Here is a 20,152-nt window from a genome sequence, read left to right as displayed (position 1 = left end):
AAACTGATGAAAATACGGTGAAAAAATGCTGTTAACTAATTGAGTGCATTCCTCAAAAAAGTGGAATACATAACGTATTCAATATACAAAAAAGGCCAGTGATAGAATCACTGGCCCGTACACGTTTCTGAAGAAATACTATTTAGCTATTCCCATTTCCATCTTTTTAAGGGCATCTGCGTCTATTTCGGACTAAGGCTTAGCGCTGCTCTTTTTGGCGCGCATGTCGAAGTAGCCATAGCCACCTACTAGCAAGAAGCAAATAGCTGGAACAATATATGACACAACAACACCTGCGCTATCAATAATGGCGGCTTGGAAGAGCGGCATAATAGCTCCACCAAGAATGGCCATTACAAGGCCTGCTGCGCCTAGCTTAGTGTCTTCCCCCAGACCTTCAAGCGCAATGCCGTAAATCGTTGGAAACATGAGTGACAAACAGGCAGAGATAGATACCAATGCGATTACGCCTGCTAAATTAGGAGACTGTGTCATGAAGATACATAGCGCCATGGCAATCAGTGACATGATCATTAGCAGTCTAGCTGGATAGAGGTACTGCATTACCCACGTCATCACGAAACGAGAAATTAGAAATACAATCATGCTGTATTGTAAAATTTCACCACCACTCACTTCGTTGCCACCTGTCGCTTTCATTGCATATTGGATGGTGAAGGTCCACACGCACGTTTGTGCTCCGACATTAAAAAACTGAGCCAATACGCCAAATCGATAATGCCTGTTGGCTACTAACCGCTTAAGCGAAGCGCCCAACTTAACGTCTTCCACACTAGACTCAACCGATTCTTGAATTGGCGCTTTGATCAGGAAGATTGCAACCCAAACCAAAACGAGTACACATGCCATACCTACATAAGGAAGCATTACCGCATCAAGCTCAGCCCCTATCACGTTTTTAAGCTCGCTTACCGACATGGCGGCACGCTCTTGTGCAGATGCCTGATTCAGGTTTGGTAATATAAGCGTTGCAGCCAAAAACACACCTAAATTAGTACCAACGGGATTAAATGCTTGAGCTAGATTTAAACGGCGTGTCGCACTTTTTTGATTTCCCATCGCCATGACGTAAGGGTTCGCCGACGTTTCCAGAATGGATAATCCACCAGCCAATACAAAAAGTGCAGCAAGGAAAAAACCGTAAGTCATGGTTTGACTGGCTGGATAAAACAGAAATGCCCCCGCGGCCGCGCAGCCCAGTCCGGTCAATACACCTGTTTTATAAGAAAAGCGCTTGTTGATAAAAGCAGCAGGAATGGCTAAGCAAAAATACGCGCCATAATAGGCAAATTGAACCAATGCCGATTGCAAAGACGACATGGTAAATATTTTACTAAATACCTTTACCAAAGGGTCTGTCATGTTCGCAGCCACACCCCATGCAGCAAAGCAAATCGTTAACAATACAAAGGGAATCAATGTGTCTTTGGAAACCAAAGGGGCGTTGTTTTTCATAAGAACGGCCTTTCGCTTGTAAAAAATTAGTTAACCAATTTAAGCATTGCTCTTTACCCCTGTCAATAAATCAATTTGATTTACTTATTTCAAATTGCGTTAAAAATTAGACTTTATATGTAGACGACCGTTAACAGAAAATGCGTGACTGTTATTAAACGGATAAAACGTCCTTTGAAAATTTCTTAATAGACAATAACATAACCAAGATAGAAAGCCTCACTGAGCGCTTTCTATTCACCTTGAAATATTGCCATCGCATCTCCCCACTATTAACGAAAAACACACAAATGTAGCAAAAGAAATAAATAAACAAGGTTGATTTAATAACAAAGGTTAGTTAGATTTCGTTCAAAATAAGCATATGTTAACGCGTTGTAACGTTAGCTAACTCTGATTTATCTCGCGTCAACAAGGAGTTAGCAACAAATGCATAGATGTCATCAGTCACACGCTCATAACAAGCTGCGGTTGATAAACATTTTTAATTGAGAGAATAATGATGAAAACACCTACAATTACCCGTCGCTTTTCTGGATGTAAGACAGGCTTGCAAACAGCGCTCCTCGCAAGCACCGCCATTGTTGCCGCCACTGCGTCAGCATCACAAAGTAAGTTTCAAGACGCGTTTGACTTTCAAGCTAGTTATACGGGTGAGTCAGCCACCAATATTGACGGTGGTGAACGCAGAGGCAGTGCCTATGCTGGTCAGCTCTTTGTAGGTGGGGAATTAGATTTAAATACGCTAGCGGGCTGGAAAGACACCAAAATCCATATTGCCATGACAAACCGACACGGCAAAAACTTAGCCGAGCACTACATTGGGAACAGTACGTCCGTACAAGAAATATTTGGCGGCCAAAATACCCGTCTTGCACGGTTTACGATTTCTTCCTCGTTTTTAGATGGCGATTTAGAACTGGAAGGTGGCCGCACAGTAGCGAATATCAGCTTTTTAGGCTCTGAACTTTGTCAGTACTTTCAAACCAATGCTGCTTGTGGGAACCCAACCTTTGTATTTAGAACCAGTAACTTTACTTGGTGGCCGGTTTCGAGTTGGGGTGGCCATGCGAAATACTGGCTTTCGCCAAAAACATATTTTCATACCGGCGTCTATGAAGATAACACCAGTCATCAAGACTTAGGCGATCACGGCTTCGATTGGGCGACTAATGAGGCTACAGGTGTTGTTGTGCCCTTCACTCTGGGCTATCAAACTACGTGGGACAATGACGAACTTCCAAGACGCTACGAAATTGGCGGTTGGTACGATGGCGCAGACTACACCGACCCAGTCTTTGATGAGGACGGCAACTATGCGGCGCAGTCAGGCAATGATTACGCTGTTAGAAACGGTCGTTCGGGTATATTCGCACGTTTTGAACAAACTGTTACTCGTCCTAACCCACTTACGAAAGAAGGGTTAACACTATTCGGTGCCGTGCTAACCGGTACTTCGGGCGAGCTGATTGAAGACTACTATATAAAAGCGGGCTTTGTATTGCGAGGCACACTGGCCTCACGCCCTGACGATACCATTGGCTTCGTATTTACCCGTCAACAGTACAGTGACGAAGCGCTAGAGGATCAGCGTATATTAAGAAGCATAAACGGCGGGGTTGGTACACCAGCAAGCAGCCAAACCATGTTAGAGCTAAGTTATGGTTATCAACTCAATGACCACGTAAGAATTCAGCCGAACGTTCACTACATTATCAACCCCGACCAATTCGCACAGCGCGACAGAGTCATGGCACTTGATGATGCGATTGTTCTGGGCCTAAGGTTCGACGTAAACCTAGCGGCTTTGATACTTTAAATCTCCCTGCAATACACTTTACAGCGCCTTCGGGCGCTTTTTTTCAAACCGATGCCATTCCCTGCCGTTGTGTTTAATTAGTTTCAAGGACAACTTTCCACAAATCCAACTTCTCGCTATCTCTGTATTCACTACTATCTTATAGCGTTTTGAGCACCAATACGCTTAGCGCTTCAACATCAATCTATTCTACGTTGAATAAGGAATAAGAATGACAGACTCAGTACTTTTTAGCTCGTTTGATTGGGCAGAGAATACATTGCAAAACCGCATGGTATTAGCCCCTATGACGAGAGGTAGAGCTGGCGCCGACCGCATACCCAATAAAATTATGGGCGATCACTATGTACAACGCGCAGATGCAGGGCTCATTATTACTGAAGCAACGGCCATTTCAGAAGAAGGCATAGGCTGGGTTGATACCCCTGGAATTTATACCGACAAAATGGTCGAGGGCTGGCGCTCGGTGGTCAATAGAGTGCACGAGGCAGGGGGAAAAATCGTTTTGCAGCTCTGGCATACTGGACGCGCATCACACAGCGATTTCCACAATGGAAATTTGCCCCTGTCTGCATCAGCAATAAAAATTGAAGGGGACGAAATTCACACGCCTAAAGGCAAGAAGCCCTACGAAGTGCCGAAGGCGATGACCTTTGACGATATAAAACGCACAGTGCAAGACTACAAAGAAGCGGCCGTTAACGCCAAGGCAGCCGGATTCGACGGTGTGGAAGTTCATGCTGCAAATGGCTATCTCATCAATCAATTTTTGGATAGCCGCAGCAATCAGCGCACCGATAATTATGGTGGTAGTGTCGATAACCGCTACCGCTTTTTGGCCGAGGTGATGGACGCAGTATTGAGCGTGTGGGATAAAGAGCACGTTGGCGTGAGATTATCGCCAAACGGGGTGTTTAACGATATGGGGGCCGATGATTTTCGTGAAACCTTTACCTTTGTTGCCCAACAGCTAAACAAATTGGAGATAGGTTATTTACACGTAATGGATGGCTTGGCCTTTGGCTTCCATGAACGAGGCGAAGCCATGACCCTTGCTGAATTTAGAGCGCTTTTCGACGGTATGATCATTGGAAACTGTGGCTACACCAAAGAAGAAGCCGAGAAACGTTTATCTGACGGCGATGGTGACATGATTGCGTTCGGAAGACCTTGGATCACGAATCCAGATCTTCCGACACGATTTAAGCATAATTACCCTCTCGAGTCCTTTGACGATCCATCATCGTGGTACGGAGGTGGCGCAGAAGGCTACAACGATTTTGAAACCTACCGAGAGAAGAGTGGGAAGGACGCGATGACTTCGCTGACCTGATTGTCTTAGGGCAGAGCCTAGCGCTCTGCCCTTTTCAAAAGCGTTATTTGAAATAACACGATGCGTAATGCTAACGCGTTCTCACTATTTAAATATGGCCTTAGTTAAACGACTTTTTCTTAGCGGCTAATACGGCAAGTTTTTCTAGACACGACATCCACGCGTAGTTGTGCTGATCGCACTCTTGCTTATTGAGAAAGCCCTGCTGAATGAGAACCAACCTGACATTCCCCTCTTCAGTCTTTTCGAAGTGAATGTCCACTGATGTCATCACCGACTCTTCCATATCATCTTCCCACGCCCAAGAGAACGACAGCTGTTCGTTCGCTAAAATAGTCACATACTCACCAGTTAATGACATTTCAATACCGCTGGGATCCATCATCTTTATGCGATAGCGACCGCCTTCCTTGAAATCACTCATGATTTGTGTGACCGAACAATCGCCCGGTGCAAACCACTCACTAAGATATTCAGGCTCGTGAAATGCTGCAAAAACAAAGGGCAATGATGCATCTAGCGTTACATCAATTTTAAACTCGTGCATAAGGCTGCCTTAGATATTCTTTGACGTTAAAGATCTGTGTCTATCTTACCTTATAACAAAAGTTAGGCGCTCTAGCGTCATTTACCTTTGCTATAAATAAAAAAATCCCGAGCCCGCGTAAGGAAAGGCCCGGGAGAAGGAGAACATCCTCAATATTTTTTATCGACAGCTCAAAGCAACTTCTTGAGCTAAAAAATGAACCTATGCACCTTTCATCAGTGAATCCATACTGGCCTTGCTGCCAAAGTGCTGTGAACTTACTCTTTCACTTACCGACAAATACAGATTGTCGATGTCGGCATTTGCCATAAACTTCTCACAAAATCCTGGAGCATGAGGCTCGATAAAATGTTTGGCGGCTAGCATAAAGTGGGCAATGAGCTGTTTAACGTTGTCGGTACCCATGGCAATACGCATAGTCGTCAGTTCTATCCCTGCTTTCTTCTGCTCGTCTGAGCTGAGCTCAGAGTGAGAGGTCAGCGCCGGGCATAAAATTATCGTATTATTCTGGCCAATACTCACTTGGTGGCTGAATGCAGGCTCTAGGGCATCGAAGAACCGCACAAATACATCGCGAGGCAGGTTTGCCGGCGCCATATCAACCGTGAATAAAGTACACGGCCAGCCGTGTGTATGCTGCTTTTCACGCAAACCGGCATTACTGTGTTCAGGCAGTGCGTGACAGTTAACGCGAATTTGATCGTGGGCATTCAAAAATGCAGTAAACACTTGCGTATTGATGACCTTGGTCATCATGCGCTGCTCTAAGGTCTTCATGCCGTTTAATACGTCAAAGGCCTTTTCAGAGTCTAAGAACGCACCTTTGATGTAGTACACATCCCAAAACATGGTCTGTGACCAATCAACACCATTTGCTGAACTGCCTTTTGGCTGGAACATACGGTGCCCTTCGCCAATAACTACGCCTGCTGTGGTAGCACCGCTACCACACAAATCTTTGGTGTAGCTGTGAATGACATAGTCGGGTCGCGCAGCTTTGTTTTTATGCTGAAGTGGCTGGTGCAGTACAGGTGTAGCAAGGGTGGAGTCCAACATTACCAACGCATCTTGTGCATGCGCTAATTCACAGATCCCAGGCACATCCAATACGTAACCATGTGGGTTACAAGGCGACTCTAAATACACGTGCATTTTCGCACCATTGCTTAAACGCGACGCATGTTCAGTTTTAGTTTGCTGCATGAACTCTGCAAAGCTCTGTGCGTCATAACCGTCAAACCACGCAATCTGTATGTCCATTCGGTTGCTGCGGGCGAAATAATCATGAAGTAGCTGGTACACTCCGCCGTACACGTTCCTCGAAACAATCAGTACATCGCCATGACTAAGAACATTTGATAAACACGCGTCAATGGCAGCCATGCCCGAGTTGAAGTTCCAGGCTAGATATTCGGCAGCGTAAGGACCCGCTTCCATATCCACAATGGCGTTAGCAAGTGAAATATTCGTTGGGTTCAACAGACGTGAATAAATTTGGTGAGTAAATTCTTTGCCTTGAAACGCGTCGTCGACCCATTCAGTACAGGCATACACATAAGTCGCTGTTCTTACCACCACGGGTGTTGCAGAAAAAAGTGCCGTGACATTGTCGAACAGTGGATAGTGCCCTTGCGAGCCATTGCCACTCGACAAACTTTGGTACGTGGCACGAAATGGGTTTTGCAACGTATCCAGTATCTTCGCAATTTGAAAAGACAGAAACTTTTTAGCGTTGAAATAAGCCAGTCTGTCTTCTTTATCAAGTCCTTGTAGCGTATTACTCGTAATATCCCATAGCTGCATAACGCTTGCTTGAGCACCATATAGGTGATGAGCGGTGTTGGCGAGTGCCCTACCGTAGTCGCTCTCAGCATTTATACCGAAATGAGATAATTGTTCCTCAACTAAAGCCTGCGTTGTTTCGGCTTGGGTCGTGTTACGCTTAGGTGAAAGCACCTTAGCGTGCGTTACATCAACATCTGTTGAGTTTTGGAATTTATTTTCTGACTGCATAGCGATTCCGTTGCAAATTGACTTCAGGTGCATGTACATGACACCAACACTGTTTACAAAAATGTAAAACTTAAATCACATTTTTAGAACAATTAGCGTTACGATTGTGCAGTCAGACAGAGGAAAGAAAAGTTTACTTTAGGAGTGTTAAGCAAATGACAGCAAGGAGTTCAAAGAGGATTGAACTGACCATTTTAAGCGATGAGGCGAATGATATTGCCGAAGCGATTCGTCAAAGAATAGCAGATAATAACGACTTCATAGGCGCTGATGGTCTCCCGCTTTTAACGCTTAAACAAATTGCTCAATGCCCTGAAGATGTAAATTCAGAAACCGTTACGGTACTGCTTGCAGACCCCGACCTTGCGTCTCGAATTATTGATACATGTTCAGCACTCACCTGGTGTCAGTCTACCTGGGCAGGCAATGCTCCCCTTCTAAATGCCGATAAGAAGAACTACATACTTACCGGACTAAAGGGAATTTTTGGTAAGCTAATGCGGGAATATGTTTTTGCTTACTTGCTTGGGCATGCCAGAAACGTAAAGGCTTTTGAGCAAAACCAGCGTGCCGCTCCGCCAATATGGGAAGCATCAAAGCGAATGCCGCTAAATGGTCAAACGCTTGGCATTGCTGGACTGGGCAGTATTGGGCAAGCATTGATCCCCGTTGCTCACGCATTGGGTATGAGCGTTGTGGGTTTAACCCGAAGCGGGCAAGCAGTGGAAGGTTCCGATGCTGTTTATACACCCGACACTATCGAAGCGTTTGCCAGAGCATGTGACCACGTGGTGAATTTAATGCCCGACACGTCATCTACGCAAAACATGCTTTCTCACGAATTTTTTAGTGCGCTGAAACCCCACAGTGTATTTATTAACGCAGGGCGAGGCAGTGCGGTTGACGACGATGCGCTCTTGCAAGCTTTAGACAACGGCGCATTGGCCCATGCAGTATTGGACGTCTTTCGTAACGAGCCTCTCGACCCAGCTCATCCATTTTGGCAGCACCCGCGTATTTCGGTGACCGCTCATACTGCCGCGGAATCTCAACCGAGCGATGTAGCTGACGTGTTTTTAGAAAATGTACTGCGTTACATCAATGGTGAATCGCTCAATTACCAGTTTGATTTTGCAAAGGGCTATTAGCGTTCAAATAGCCCTTCTCGTCATCCATTCAAGACTAAAATACAGCCTGTCTGTAGCTGGTTACGCTGACGCTTAAATTCTAGGGTCAGTTGCCGTTATCTCAATGCGATCATGGTGCTTTTCATGAAATGATAACAGCTGAGGATAATCCTTCATGCTGTGTAGCTCACGGAAAAGTACCCAGTCAATCATGCTGTACAAACAGATTTCGGGATAAGTCCAACCACTAAATCCACCCGCATCAAGCTGGTTTGACAGCGCATCTAACACAGCTTCAATTCGCTCGTTTTGAAGACGGTAATACATTTTGTCTTCGCTAATATCAAAGTCTGAACGTTTCAGCAGCATAAGCTGAACAAAGGAGTCGTTAGCTGCATCAATCAGGGTTAGTTGATTCTCTTCTTCCCAACTTAACCCTTCGTGATCAAGCTTATCGGCAAGGTAGTTATAAATAATGCGAGAGTCGAAAATCATTTGGCCGTCATCTTCAAGACAAGGCACTTTAAGCGTAGGGTTGCGAGAGGCGAGCAACTCGCGATCTTCACCTGAAAAAATTTGAAGATTAAGAAATTTATGTTCTGTAGACGCAAGTACGATGCGAATGCGGCGCACGTAGGGAGAAGTGGTGGAGCCATATAATTTCATAAACGCTGTCCTAAACCGTAGTCGTTCTATGAAATCAGTGTAGCCGGAATTTGAAAATAAAAGGAAGTGTTGAGAACAAGACAACCGACAGGCATACAAAATGATGCGATGTATGCCTATCGTATTAACATCAAGCGCTCAAAGCTGAACGTTCAACGCTTAAAAAGCGTAGTAGTGTATAGCTTAAGCCCTTAAACGCTAAAGCTTGCACCACAGCCACAGGTCGTCGTGGCATTTGGGTTTTGAACTAAAAACCGTGAACCTTCCAGACCATCTACATAATCGACAATGCCACCGACCAAGTATTGTAAGCTCATCGGGTCGACAACCATAGTTACGCTGTCTTTTTCAATGGTCATATCGCCTTCGTTCACCTTCTCATCAAACGTGAAACCATATTGGAAGCCAGAACAACCACCACCTGTTACGTATACACGTAATTTCAAATCAGGATTTTCTTCTTCTGAAACAAGGGCTTTCACTTTCGCTGCTGCAGCGTCTGAAAACTCAATTGGCAACGCCGTTTCTACAGACATACCCACCTCTACATTAACCTCGTGCTTTCGCACTTTGTGCTTGGTCGCAATTATCTAATACTTGCGGATAGTTAGCAATTATTGGGGCAAAACTTAACGATTCAAGTTACTGCACATTAACGGCATTTCTGTTAAGTGGCACGTTGAGATAGAAAAGTTAAGTAAACTAGTTAACACTAACAGATAGAAAATAGCAGTGTGGTCAACGTATCTAAAATATTGGCGATACACGAATAAAGGGGCGGCATATGAGTACAACCGACAACTCCCAATTACCTTCTTCTCCCCCAGTGCTGTTTGACGATTTCGGACAGTCTTGCTTTACGAGCAAAGAAGAATACAAAGACGCGTTAGTAAAACAGCAAGAAAAACTCTTTCACGTTCAGCAATCTTACTTTCATCAGAAAAAACGAGCACTCATTGTGTTTGAAGGATGGGATGCGTCAGGGAAAGGCGGCGTTATAAGGCGTATTACTGAGAAATTAGACCCTCGTGGCGTGAGCGTATTTCCTGTGGCAAAGCCCGCAAAAGAAGACCAAGACAAACACTTTCTCTATCGCTTTTGGCAACACATCCCCTCCCCTGGCACACTTAAAATATTTGACCGCTCACATTACGGAAGAGTGCTTGTAGAAAGAGTAGATAAACTGGTAGATGAAGAGGTATGGCAGCGCGGTTATGAAGAAATAAACGCATTTGAGAAAACGCTCAGTGACAGCGGGGTTCGTATTATCAAACTCTTTATGCATATTTCGTCAAGCGAGCAGCGGGAGCGGTTTGAAGAGCGGCTGCACAATCCTTTCAAGCGCTGGAAGTTAACCGAAGAAGACTTGCATAACCGCAAGATGCGAAACGCCTACGTAGAAGCTACAAATGACATGTTCAAGCACACCCACACGTGTTATGCGCCATGGCATGTAATTAACGGGGAGTTTAAGTGGCAAGCAAGGGTTAACGTACTTGACGCCGTTATCGCCAAACTCAGTGAAGGCGTAGATATCTCTCCGCCTCCACTTGATGAGCGTTTAATCGCGCTTGCCTCCAAACAACTAGATGTCGATGAGGATCTAATGAGCGACTAAGGTGAAAGAACGCTGGCAGGCAGCCATAACTAATTAAGCGATTAAGCCTTAGTTATTGCTGTCTGGCAAAGTGACGTTCAATTCAAGTACGCTGCAATCATCGTTATTGTCTAGCTGTACTGATACTTGATCGTCAGCAATCGTCACGTATTTGCGAATTACCTGAATAATTTCCTGCTGCATCATTGGCAAGTAATCAGGCTCTGTTCGCTTTTTACGTTCGTGTGCAACAATGATTTGTAACCGCTCTTTGGCGACCGCTGCGGTGCTTGGCTTTTGCTTCTTTTTGAGCAGGTCGAAAATTCCCATTACTTCCCTCCTAGCAGACGCTTAAAGAACCCTTTCTTTTCTGCTTCTAGGAAACGATGTGGAACAGTTTCGCCTAGCAGACGTTTTACAGCGTCAGCATAAGCTTGTCCTGCATTAGCTTCTTCGTCAAGAATAACCGGCTGACCTTGGTTAGATGCTTTCAGCACCGATTCAGACTCTGGAATAACACCCAATAGTGGAATCGCCAATATTTCTTCAACGTCTGCAACACTTAGCATTTCAGCACTTTCAACACGACTTGGGTTGTAACGGGTTAATAAAAGGTGTTCTTTAACCGGTTCGCCTTTTTCTGCGCGCATCGATTTACTTTGAAGAATACCCAAAATACGATCTGAATCACGTACAGAAGACACTTCAGGGTTAGTAACCACAATGGCTTCATCAGCGAAATACAACGCCATCTGTGCGCCTTGCTCAATCCCCGCTGGCGAATCACAGATAATAAACTCAAAGTCTTTCTTAAGCTCGTCTAATACGGCCTGCACACCATCAACGGTAAGCGCGTCTTTATCGCGAGTTTGTGATGCCGGAAGAATGAAAAGGTTTTCCGTTCTTTTGTCTTTAATTAGTGCCTGTTTAAGTGAGGCCTCTTTATTAATGACGTTTACAAAATCGTAAACAACACGGCGTTCACATCCCATGATAAGGTCAAGGTTTCGCAAGCCCACATCGAAGTCGATCACTACCGTTTTATGGCCTGCTAACGCAAGTCCCGTACTTATTGCTGCACTCGATGTAGTTTTGCCTACACCACCTTTTCCTGAGGTTACTACGATAATCTTTGCCATCTATTCTTTCCTATTAGTGCGTACAAAGCATTAAGCCAACGGCTCTATACGTAATGTTTCGTCTTCTAAATATACTTGTGCAGGTTTCTTCCAACATTCACCTTTCACGGTTTCGTGCATAATGAATTGCCCTGCAATTGAAATAAGTTCCGCGTCTAACGACTGGCAAAATACACGGGCTCCCGTATTGCCTTTTACGCCTGCCAACGCGCGGCCGCGCAGGGTGCCGTAAACATGAATATTACCATCGGCAAGCAGCTCAGCCCCCTCGCTTACAGAAGCCGTTACCACCAAGTCTCCGCCTTCGGCATAGACTTGCTGACCAGAACGTACCGGACGGTTAATTACTTTGGCAGGTTTGAGCGTGGTTGCGGCTGCAGGAGCCGGTTCACTTTTTGGCGGCGCTGAAACGGTTTGATCTTGTTGTGCGGTTTGAGACGGGTTTTCGCCGCTTCCGTTATTGTTTTCACTACCATTCGCTTTGTTCGAACGAAGTGCGCTGTCTGTAAATTTGCTTTGGCTTACATCGGCTAACCCCAAGTCATTGATGGTAGGCTTCAGCTCTGCCACCTCACCTTTCACGGCCATGGGCTGTAATTGCAATCGACGACATAGCGCCACCAGCAGCTCGAACTCTGTAGCAGATAAAGGCTTTATCAAATGTAAAATCAGTGAGGAACGGGTAAAGAACTGCGGCGCGCTCGCGACCTTCTGAGATAACTGAGCTTCAAAATTATCTGGCTCAAAATCTATTACTTCTAACACAATACTGGTGAGCGTAGTGCCCTTCATGCGAAAGCAAGTTTCTGTCATTTTTTCTTCCCGAAAAGGCGTCACTTTCCTCATAGCAATTAGCCATGACAATAAGCAAAACCTATTAGCGCTAGTGTCTGTTGCTGTCTTACGCAGCTATACAATTTATTTATTGCGTCACTGTATCAAAAATCCCGTTCGCATACAGCAACTGTATACCGGTTAAAACACGTTTTACCCTGATAATAACCTTAGAACAAGCCAAGAACGTGCCAATCGTTGAGCAGTTTTTAATCAAGCGTGGATCATGCGAGTTTTTAGTGCGTCCTGTTTGTATACAAACATCTCTTTCACCACAAAAAAAGTGCGATCACAGATCGCACTTTTTATCATCTTCGTTCTCTCACAGCGCTTTAAGGTGTGGTAAGTTTTTTCGGGTCTAGTAGTGATTCTAGCTCGCCTCTGGGGATATCTGTCATCGCTTCAGCCACATCAATAACAGGCTTGTTTTCTTTGTAGGCTGTTTTTGCTATTTCTGCGGCTTTAGCATAGCCAATAACAGGGTTGAGCGCGGTGACGAGCACGGGGTTTCTGTAAAGCGCAGCTTCAATGTTATCTTGATTTACAGTAAAGCCCTCGATCGCCTGCTCGCCGATTAGCGTCGCACTGTTGGTCATTAGCGACAGACTTGAAAGCAAATTGCTGGCAATCATTGGTAGCATTACATTTAGCTCAAAATTCCCAGACTGCCCACCTACGGTAATCGCCGTATCGTTACCTATTACCTGTGCTGAAGCCATCGCCACTGCTTCCGGAATAACCGGGTTTACCTTGCCGGGCATAATCGATGAACCTGGCTGTAGCGCAGGCAGCGCAATCTCACCTAAACCAGCCAAAGGCCCAGAATTCATCCAGCGCAAGTCATTAGCAATTTTCATGAGGGTGACGGCTAAACTTTTTGTCGCACCGGAAAGCGTCACTGCTGTGTCTTGAGAGCCAATCAATGCAAAGAAATTGTCAGCGGGCTTAAACGCAATGTCGGTCAGCTCCCCTAGCGCATCTGAAAATGTCGTAGCAAAATCCGCATGGGCGTTTACACCTGTTCCCACGGCAGTGCCTCCTTGGGCAAGGGTTTGAATAGCTGGCTGCACAGCGCGCAGGGTTTTAATCTGCTGCTTAAGCTGAGAAGCCCAAGCCAGTAAGCTTTGATCCATGCCTACAGGCATCGCATCCATGAGATGAGTGCGTCCGGTTTTGCAGTATTGCGCTACCGACTTTGCTTTAACTTCAATAGTACGAACTAAACTTTCAACGGCCGGTATAAGCTCGTTTGACAATGCAATAGCCGCGCTAACATGAATGGTGGTAGGGATCACATCATTTGAACTTTGCCCGTAATTTACATGATCATTCGGATGAACCTCTTCGCTAGAATAACGAGAGGCTAAGCGAGCAATGACCTCGTTGGCGTTCATGTTTGTGCTCGTGCCTGAACCAGTCTGAAATATATCAACGGGAAAATGCTGCATCACATCATCAAGTGCCAACAGCTCATCACAGGCTTTAACTATCGCTTGGCCGCGATCTTTATCCAGCACTTTGAGTTTCATGTTGGCTTGTGCTGCGGCTTTTTTTACTGTAATCAACGCGCGTACGAAGGCTTCGGGCATGCGCTGCCCGCTTACAGGGAAGTTTTGAATGGCACGCTGAGTTTGCGCGCCGTAGAGTGCATTTTCGGGGACCTGTAGCTCGCCCATACTGTCGCGTTCTGTGCGTGTTGCTGTCATGACTTGTATCCTTGTGTTGATATAGCTAGTTTTTCGGCGTGGTTGCCACGCTTTTATCAGAATCCTATTAGGGCTAGTGGCATTAGAAAACTAGGCCCTAGTAAGTGAATTATAAAAAATGGTGCACTAGCGCTTGCAGACCTTTGCTGTACATCAAAGATCAACAGGCTCTCTGGTGTTCATGTCTATTTTTATTCTCGCAAGCGCAATTCGATCACTCTCGTTACACGCGTAGCGCTCAGCTTTAAGTAACGGCTTGTACAAATGCTCTAAACAACTATGCCGCCATTGCTGACTGACCTGCGGATCGCACAGGGTTTCATAAAGCACCTCAACCGCATTTTTATAGATAGAAAATTTGTCTCTATCACTTGGCAATAAGTTGGCAACGAAAGTTACGCCATCTAGATAATTTCTTAAAAGCGCTGAGTTCAGCTCATTGTCGTTGTATCCAAATCGAACGTGTTGAACTGCATTTCGTATCGAAGACATGTGCATCCCTTGTGCGTGAAAAAACAAAAAAGCTCGATGTACATAAAAGCGCTTTCTTTATATACCACTCAATATAAATGATAATCGTTAGCATTTACAATGATCCAGTGCTATTCTTTTTCGTAAAGAAAATTGGATCTTCCAATTCCACCGATAGGTGAAGTTAACCAAAATTCAAAGGACATTATTTATGATCAAGAAGTTACTTGGTGGCACAGCCCTTTTTCTTATGGCCTCTGGTGCATTTGCTAACGAATGCGAAGTGACTGTGGAATCAAACGACGCCATGCAATTCAATACGTCGAACGTTGTTATCCCGGCGAGTTGTAGCGAGTTTACCGTGACTTTGAAGCACACAGGTCAGTTACCTAAACAAGCCATGGGCCATAACTGGGTGATGACAACAAAAGCCAACGGACAAGCAGTGGCAACAGACGGTATGAGTGCGGGTTTAGACAACAATTACGTTAAGCCAGACGATGAGCGTGTAATTGGCGCGACTGACATTATTGGCGGCGGTGAACAGACTTCTACGACCTTTTCTGTTGAAGGGTTAAGCAAAGATGAAGAATACATGTTTTTCTTTACTCTTTGTCACAGTCCTTTAACTTAGCCCGCTAGGCTTGCAGGACTGTTTCGCGATTAAAAGGCTTCCATTTAGACCAAAATTCGTACACCAAAGGTCAACAGCCCCTAGGCACGCCTTAAACATGGATAACAGTAGGTCGAGGGTGTAGTTGTAATGGATACGGCGTCTCACACATCAAAAAGCGCTAAGGCGGTGGTCCGGTATAAGCACTTACCTTCTTTTACTAGCGCCCTATTAAGAAACGTTTTTTTTCCTCACTTAACCAATAAGCGGCTGTTGATGCCGCTGTTTATAGCCATTCTTCTTACTTATAACAGCACCCGTGCGATTACCTTATCGGTGTTGTCAGATGCATTTTTTCAAGTGGCAGCGTTTGTATATGCATCGCTTGCGCTTTATTACGTCGCCACGTTACGCGTTTCGGCCGAAGCCATTGGTAATTATATGAAAGCGCACCCTGTACATGAGGTAGGATTATCTGCCCTACTTGGTGCTCTGCCAGGCTGCGGCGGTGCTATTATCGTTGTCACTCAGTACACGCGAGGTGTGACAAGCTTTGGAGCCGTGGTAGCAGTGCTAACCAGCACTATGGGCGATGCTGCATTTCTGTTACTCGCCCAAGCACCGTTAGATGCCTTAACCGTAATGGCCGTCAGCGTCACGGTGGGTGCAATGACGGGGCTAGTGGTCAATAAATTTCATAATTACCAGGCTCCTGAAGCCGATGGTGCGCTCCAACAATCGCAAAACTGTGATAAACCCAAAACAGTAAGCCACAAAGCCATATCACTTTCTAAAGTATTCTGGATGATTGCGAGCTTACCCTCGTTGGCGATTGCGCTTGGTTTGGCCTTTCAACTTCCCGTACACAGTTACCTTGCTATCAGTGAAAGTACACTAACGCTGATTGGTGCCGCGTTATGTATTTCGAGCCTTGGACTATGGTCTTTGTGTGGTTCGGGAAGCGGATACGCTTCGATTACGAAAGAGGATTTAATTCCGCCTCCGCCTAAATGGCAAGAGAAAGCCGCACTAGACACACAGTTTGTATTGGCATGGGTAGTACTCGCGTTTCTTATGTTCGAGCTGTCTGTTGTCTGGTTTGGGCTAGACATTGCAGGGCTGCTTCAATCCATGGGCCCCGGCTTAGTTGGCCTGGCGATCATCATCGGGTTCTTACCTGGTTGCGGTCCGCAGATATTGGTAACCAGCTTATACCTTAATGGCGCAGTTCCGTTTTCAGCACAACTTGGCAATGCAATAAGTAATGACGGCGACGCGTTGTTTCCCGCCATTGCGCTCTCACCCAAAGCAGCGCTTATTGCCACAGTGTACTCTGCTATTCCTGCATTTCTTGTGGGTTATGGCTACTGGTATTTGTTTGAATAAAGCTTTCGATGCGTTAAAAGGTTGAATTAACGGATAGGCTAGCGCTGCCCCACAGCGATTACTCTATTTCGACAGAAAGCGCTTCATTCCACGGCACGCTTATCTCATAGTTGCCTTTACGGGTTTTGTATTGATAGACCGTTGTAGAAAAAGCAATGGATTCGGGGTTTATATCTTCCTCGATAGTGAGAGTTACGTTAACGGCTTGGAAAAAGCGAAAGCGATATTTGATATCTTCTGCCAGCAGGCTCGATTCGCCCGATTTCAGCGTGAACGCTTCACCGTTTCGCTGACCGACTACGGCAATATCTAAACTGCCATTTATCACTGCTTTTTGCTGTTTAGACTGCAGCAGAACCAACCTAAGTTGATAGGTATTGTCACTTAACTTAAAAACTTCTACCCCTTCAATGGCAAAACCTTCGTCGGTTTTCTCAGGCGCCACGACGCGTTCATAGAAACTCAGTAATTCTTGTTGCGCCTCTAGTTCTTTTTTCTGTTCGCCTAACGTATTGGTAATGCTCTCCGTCTCGAGCGTGGCAAGCTCCATGGCGACTTCCAGCTGATTCACTTTGGTAGTAAGCGCATGATTTTCTTCAGACAAAATAGCAATAGTTTCTTGCTGAGCCTGTACTTTCTTGCTGTCGCCTTCGTCAATAATTCGCGCTAGCTTATAGCCGAACCCAACCATGGCAAACATAATAAGCGCCACTAACAGTGTCCACTTGTAGTTGCCTAAAACTTCTTTTAACTGATCTGTCGTCATGATATCTACATCAACAAAAAACACCGTGCGCTAAGGCGCTCTAAACATTATGAATTTTAGGTGTTTATGGTAAGCTTCTTTTTACGTTAATCTACTGTACCACAACATGCGCTTGCAGGCTTTAAGAGAGGAAGTAGCTCATCCACGCACATCCATTCAGTTGTGCATGCTGGGCATTGTAGGGGGAACCTGCGCGGCGCTTATCATTATACTGTTTCGGCTGTGCGTGGAATGGCTACAAGAAACAGGCGTTTCGTCGCTTCAGTCGGTGCTTACCTATGACTGGTTGGTTTGGCTTATCATGCCATTTACCAGTGTAGGATTAATTCTGTTTATCGCCTTTCTTACGGGCTTCAAGCACTACCGTTTAGGTATTCCCTTCGTTATTCATCGAGTGAAGTACTATTACGGTCATATTCCATTTAGAACCACCATTAACCAGTTCTTTGGGGGCATGCTAGCCCTGGCCGGCGGTTTCGTTGTCGGTCGAGAAGGCCCTTCCGTTCATTTAGGCGCGTCAGGCAGTAGTTTCTTAGGGCAATGGCTTCGCTTGCCCTACAACAGTATTCGAATACTTGCAGGCTGCGGCATTGCGGCAGGGATCTCCGCATCCTTCAACACCCCGTTTGCTGCCGTAATATTCGTGATGGAAGTGGTACTTAGGGAATACAAAATACATATTTTTGTTCCTGTCATGCTGGCTGCTGCCTGTGGCTCGGTGCTCACTCGCATTGTATTTGGAGAAGTAAACGAGCTTTCGTTTTTATCGTTTAATGCATTTAGCCAGTGGATGTATTTTTACTTGGTGCTGCTAGGCATTCTGTTGGGCATGCTGGCCGTTTTATTCAATAGCCAGCTTATGCGGGTGATGACGTGGTTCAGGCCGGTTTCCATGGTGTGGCGTTTAATACTTGCTGCGCTAATTACCGGTACCATTGGTATGTTTATACCTGAAGCCCTTGGCGCCAACTTTATCGATGTTGAGCACTTATTTGATAGCTCCCCCGGCGCGCTGCTGTTGGTTTCTACTTTGGTGTTTAAAGTTATCTTGGCGGTATTTGCTATTGGCCTCGGTATTCCAGGAGGGATCATTGGCCCAGTGATGGTTATTGGCATGCTCGCTGGCGCCGTACTTTTATTGCCACTGTCGTACTTTATTGACGTACCCGAATTTACCAACAGCTTCGCCCTGTTAGGCATAGCAGGCATGTTGACCGCAGTATTGCACGCGCCTCTTGCAGCGCTTTCCGCGGTTATGGAACTATCGTACAGCCCGCAAATTATTCTACCAGCCATGTTGGTAATTGTGCCTGCTTACGTGACTTCTACGCAGTTCTTTGGCAACCGCTCTATTTTCATACGCCAGCTTGATTATCAAAATCTCCCTTACGCTATCTCGTCTATTCGTGAAGCACTTGAGAAAACGGGCGTACTTGCAGCGATGAATACCGAGTACAAGCTATTTCACGATGCGCCGGAGCAAGCGTTAATTAACTACTTAGAAAGCGATCCAACAAAAATTGTCATTCAGAAGTTAAAATTTGAAATAGATGTGCAGTATAAGCTGGTCCAATACAATGTGAGTTTGGAACACGATGCAACAGCGTTAAACTATTACGAAATGGAAGGTATTAGCGCGCAGTCTACGCTGCACGAAGTATACGAACACCTTAAAAACTCGCGCTCTGGCGCAGTTTATATTTACGATCAGGAGCTAAACGATATTATTGGCGTAGTAACGTGGAATATCTTACAAAGCTTCTTACAAAAGGCTCATTATTAGTATGTACATTTTATGGTTTAAAGCGCTGCACATCTTTTTCATGCTGGCTTGGATGGCAGGACTTTTCTATTTACCGCGACTTTTCGTTTATCACGCGACCACGAAATCTCAAGTGGTAAAAGACGAATTTAAGGTCATGGAGCGCCGCCTGTGGTTCTTTGTTACTCCATTCGCCTTGTTAACTCTGGCATTCGGCGTTGCGCTTATTGTCAGCTATGGTGGAACTTGGTTTAAAATGTCGGGGTGGCTTCATATAAAGTTGCTGCTGCTTCTTGCTATTTACGGCTATCACTTCTATTTGTTTAAGTTAATGAAGCAATTTGCACGCGACGAAAATAGACACTCTCCGCGCTTTTATCGCTTTTTAAATGAAGCGCCGGTGCTTATCATTCTCGCCATCGTTTGCCTGGCTGTGGTAAAACCTTTATAAAAGTTTAAGCCAAACTAAATAGTAAAGGCGCACGTACAAAGTTATTGAAAAGTCAGTACTCAAGGAACCAGTACTGCTGTGTAGTGTGAGAAGTAATTTTAAGCTTGTTGTTGAGAGTGTTGTAAGCATTGCACATAGTCGCCCAGAACCTGTTGTTTCTCGGGTTTAACGAATTGTTTTTATCGGAATGCTATACATGGATGACAGTAATCAACACCTCAAGCATTTGCTCAAACAGACAGATATTGCCTTTAAGGCGCTTATGAGGGAGCCTGCTTCACGGCTTCTTAACGAGCAATACGAAAAGGCAAAACTTGAACTAGACAGCTATACCGCTTCGCTTAAACACACGTTGAATCAACGGCATCAACAACAAAGACAGCGCTAATTTTGAATTAGCGTTTTTGTTTTTTGCTTCTCCTGCAGCTCCCAGTTATCAAGTTTTC

The 20,152-nt window shown here is 45.3% G+C and carries 20 protein-coding genes; 9 read left to right on the top strand and 11 right to left on the bottom strand.

What is annotated here, in order from left to right; all coding sequences use genetic code 11:
- Positions 1–192 precede the first annotated feature (192 nt).
- On the bottom strand, positions 193–1,476 hold the full coding sequence (gene fucP, locus F0261_RS10105) for an L-fucose:H+ symporter permease (protein ID WP_171337878.1): 1,284 nt from the start codon (positions 1,474–1,476) through the stop codon (positions 193–195).
- 499 nt (positions 1,477–1,975) lie between these two features.
- On the opposite strand from fucP, the gene F0261_RS10100 reads away from it, so the two are divergent.
- Both F0261_RS10100 and F0261_RS10095 read left to right on the top strand, forming a co-directional pair.
- Positions 1,976–3,295, top strand: coding sequence for a carbohydrate porin (locus F0261_RS10100; protein ID WP_171337877.1), 1,320 nt, complete (start codon positions 1,976–1,978; stop codon positions 3,293–3,295).
- Positions 3,296–3,506: 211 nt separating this feature from the next.
- Positions 3,507–4,628 carry an alkene reductase gene (locus tag F0261_RS10095; protein WP_171337876.1) on the top strand — a complete coding sequence of 374 codons (1,122 nt, stop codon included), beginning with the start codon at positions 3,507–3,509 and terminating at the stop codon, positions 4,626–4,628.
- Positions 4,629–4,728: 100 nt separating this feature from the next.
- Here F0261_RS10095 and F0261_RS10090 read toward each other — a convergent pair whose 3' ends face one another.
- Together F0261_RS10090 and F0261_RS10085 are read right to left on the bottom strand one after the other, a co-directional pair.
- Positions 4,729–5,175 (bottom strand): SRPBCC domain-containing protein, encoded by a 447-nt coding sequence (locus F0261_RS10090; protein ID WP_014950566.1) that lies wholly within the window; start codon positions 5,173–5,175, stop codon positions 4,729–4,731.
- Positions 5,176–5,376: 201 nt separating this feature from the next.
- A complete protein-coding gene (locus tag F0261_RS10085) occupies positions 5,377–7,188 on the bottom strand; it encodes a PLP-dependent aspartate aminotransferase family protein (RefSeq protein WP_171337875.1) in 1,812 nt (603 codons plus the stop codon).
- 155 nt (positions 7,189–7,343) lie between these two features.
- Here F0261_RS10085 and F0261_RS10080 point away from each other — a divergent pair, with 155 nt between their 5' ends.
- The gene (locus F0261_RS10080) at positions 7,344–8,336 is read left to right on the top strand and encodes a D-2-hydroxyacid dehydrogenase (protein WP_171337874.1); all 993 of its coding nucleotides are present in this window, start codon (positions 7,344–7,346) and stop codon (positions 8,334–8,336) included.
- 72 nt (positions 8,337–8,408) lie between these two features.
- On the opposite strand, the gene F0261_RS10075 is transcribed toward F0261_RS10080, so the two are convergent.
- Positions 8,409–8,981: a glutathione S-transferase family protein gene (locus tag F0261_RS10075; RefSeq protein WP_014980166.1), complete on the bottom strand. Its 573-nt coding sequence runs from the start codon at positions 8,979–8,981 to the stop codon at positions 8,409–8,411.
- A 191-nt stretch (positions 8,982–9,172) separates the two neighbouring features.
- Positions 9,173–9,517, bottom strand: a complete 345-nt coding sequence (gene erpA / locus F0261_RS10070) for an iron-sulfur cluster insertion protein ErpA (protein WP_014950570.1) — start codon at positions 9,515–9,517, stop codon at positions 9,173–9,175.
- Positions 9,518–9,765: 248 nt separating this feature from the next.
- On the opposite strand from erpA, the gene F0261_RS10065 reads away from it, so the two are divergent.
- A complete protein-coding gene (locus tag F0261_RS10065; RefSeq protein ID WP_171337873.1) occupies positions 9,766–10,599 on the top strand; it encodes a polyphosphate kinase 2 family protein in 834 nt (277 codons plus the stop codon).
- Positions 10,600–10,647: 48 nt separating this feature from the next.
- Here the strand turns inward: F0261_RS10065 and minE are convergent, their stop codons facing one another.
- From minE to F0261_RS10040, 5 genes are all read right to left on the bottom strand, one after another.
- Entirely contained in the window at positions 10,648–10,908 is a 261-nt protein-coding gene (minE, locus tag F0261_RS10060; RefSeq protein ID WP_014950572.1) for a cell division topological specificity factor MinE, read from the bottom strand.
- A complete protein-coding gene (minD, locus tag F0261_RS10055; RefSeq protein ID WP_014977272.1) occupies positions 10,908–11,717 on the bottom strand; it encodes a septum site-determining protein MinD in 810 nt (269 codons plus the stop codon). The genes minE and minD overlap by 1 nt, the downstream gene beginning before the upstream one ends.
- A gap of 30 nt (positions 11,718–11,747) precedes the next feature.
- Positions 11,748–12,530: a septum site-determining protein MinC gene (gene minC, locus F0261_RS10050; RefSeq protein WP_039226158.1), complete on the bottom strand. Its 783-nt coding sequence runs from the start codon at positions 12,528–12,530 to the stop codon at positions 11,748–11,750.
- A gap of 353 nt (positions 12,531–12,883) precedes the next feature.
- Positions 12,884–14,257: an aspartate ammonia-lyase gene (locus tag F0261_RS10045; RefSeq protein ID WP_075176833.1), complete on the bottom strand. Its 1,374-nt coding sequence runs from the start codon at positions 14,255–14,257 to the stop codon at positions 12,884–12,886.
- Positions 14,258–14,410: 153 nt separating this feature from the next.
- The gene (locus tag F0261_RS10040) at positions 14,411–14,749 is read right to left on the bottom strand and encodes a hypothetical protein (RefSeq protein WP_171337872.1); all 339 of its coding nucleotides are present in this window, start codon (positions 14,747–14,749) and stop codon (positions 14,411–14,413) included.
- Positions 14,750–14,939: 190 nt separating this feature from the next.
- Between F0261_RS10040 and azu the strand changes: the two genes are divergently transcribed.
- Both azu and F0261_RS10030 read left to right on the top strand, forming a co-directional pair.
- A complete protein-coding gene (gene azu / locus F0261_RS10035) occupies positions 14,940–15,362 on the top strand; it encodes an azurin (RefSeq protein WP_171337871.1) in 423 nt (140 codons plus the stop codon).
- 129 nt (positions 15,363–15,491) lie between these two features.
- A complete protein-coding gene (locus F0261_RS10030; protein ID WP_156086867.1) occupies positions 15,492–16,727 on the top strand; it encodes a putative manganese transporter in 1,236 nt (411 codons plus the stop codon).
- A 58-nt stretch (positions 16,728–16,785) separates the two neighbouring features.
- Here the strand turns inward: F0261_RS10030 and F0261_RS10025 are convergent, their stop codons facing one another.
- Positions 16,786–17,493: a DUF6776 family protein gene (locus F0261_RS10025; RefSeq protein WP_171337870.1), complete on the bottom strand. Its 708-nt coding sequence runs from the start codon at positions 17,491–17,493 to the stop codon at positions 16,786–16,788.
- Between the two features lie 106 nt (positions 17,494–17,599).
- Between F0261_RS10025 and F0261_RS10020 the strand changes: the two genes are divergently transcribed.
- The 3 genes from F0261_RS10020 (at position 17,600) to F0261_RS10010 (ending at position 20,094) form a co-directional block, all read left to right on the top strand.
- Positions 17,600–19,276: a chloride channel protein gene (locus tag F0261_RS10020; RefSeq protein WP_014980173.1), complete on the top strand. Its 1,677-nt coding sequence runs from the start codon at positions 17,600–17,602 to the stop codon at positions 19,274–19,276.
- Between the two features lies 1 nt (position 19,277).
- Positions 19,278–19,706 (top strand): CopD family protein, encoded by a 429-nt coding sequence (locus F0261_RS10015; RefSeq protein ID WP_014950581.1) that lies wholly within the window; start codon positions 19,278–19,280, stop codon positions 19,704–19,706.
- Positions 19,707–19,902: 196 nt separating this feature from the next.
- Positions 19,903–20,094, top strand: a complete 192-nt coding sequence (locus F0261_RS10010) for a hypothetical protein (RefSeq protein ID WP_014950582.1) — start codon at positions 19,903–19,905, stop codon at positions 20,092–20,094.
- Positions 20,095–20,152 lie beyond the last annotated feature (58 nt).

This window comes from Alteromonas sp. 07-89-2 (assembly GCF_013113925.1).
Classification (GTDB): Bacteria; Pseudomonadota; Gammaproteobacteria; order Enterobacterales; family Alteromonadaceae; genus Alteromonas; species Alteromonas macleodii.
This window is presented reverse-complemented; position numbering and strand designations above follow the sequence as displayed.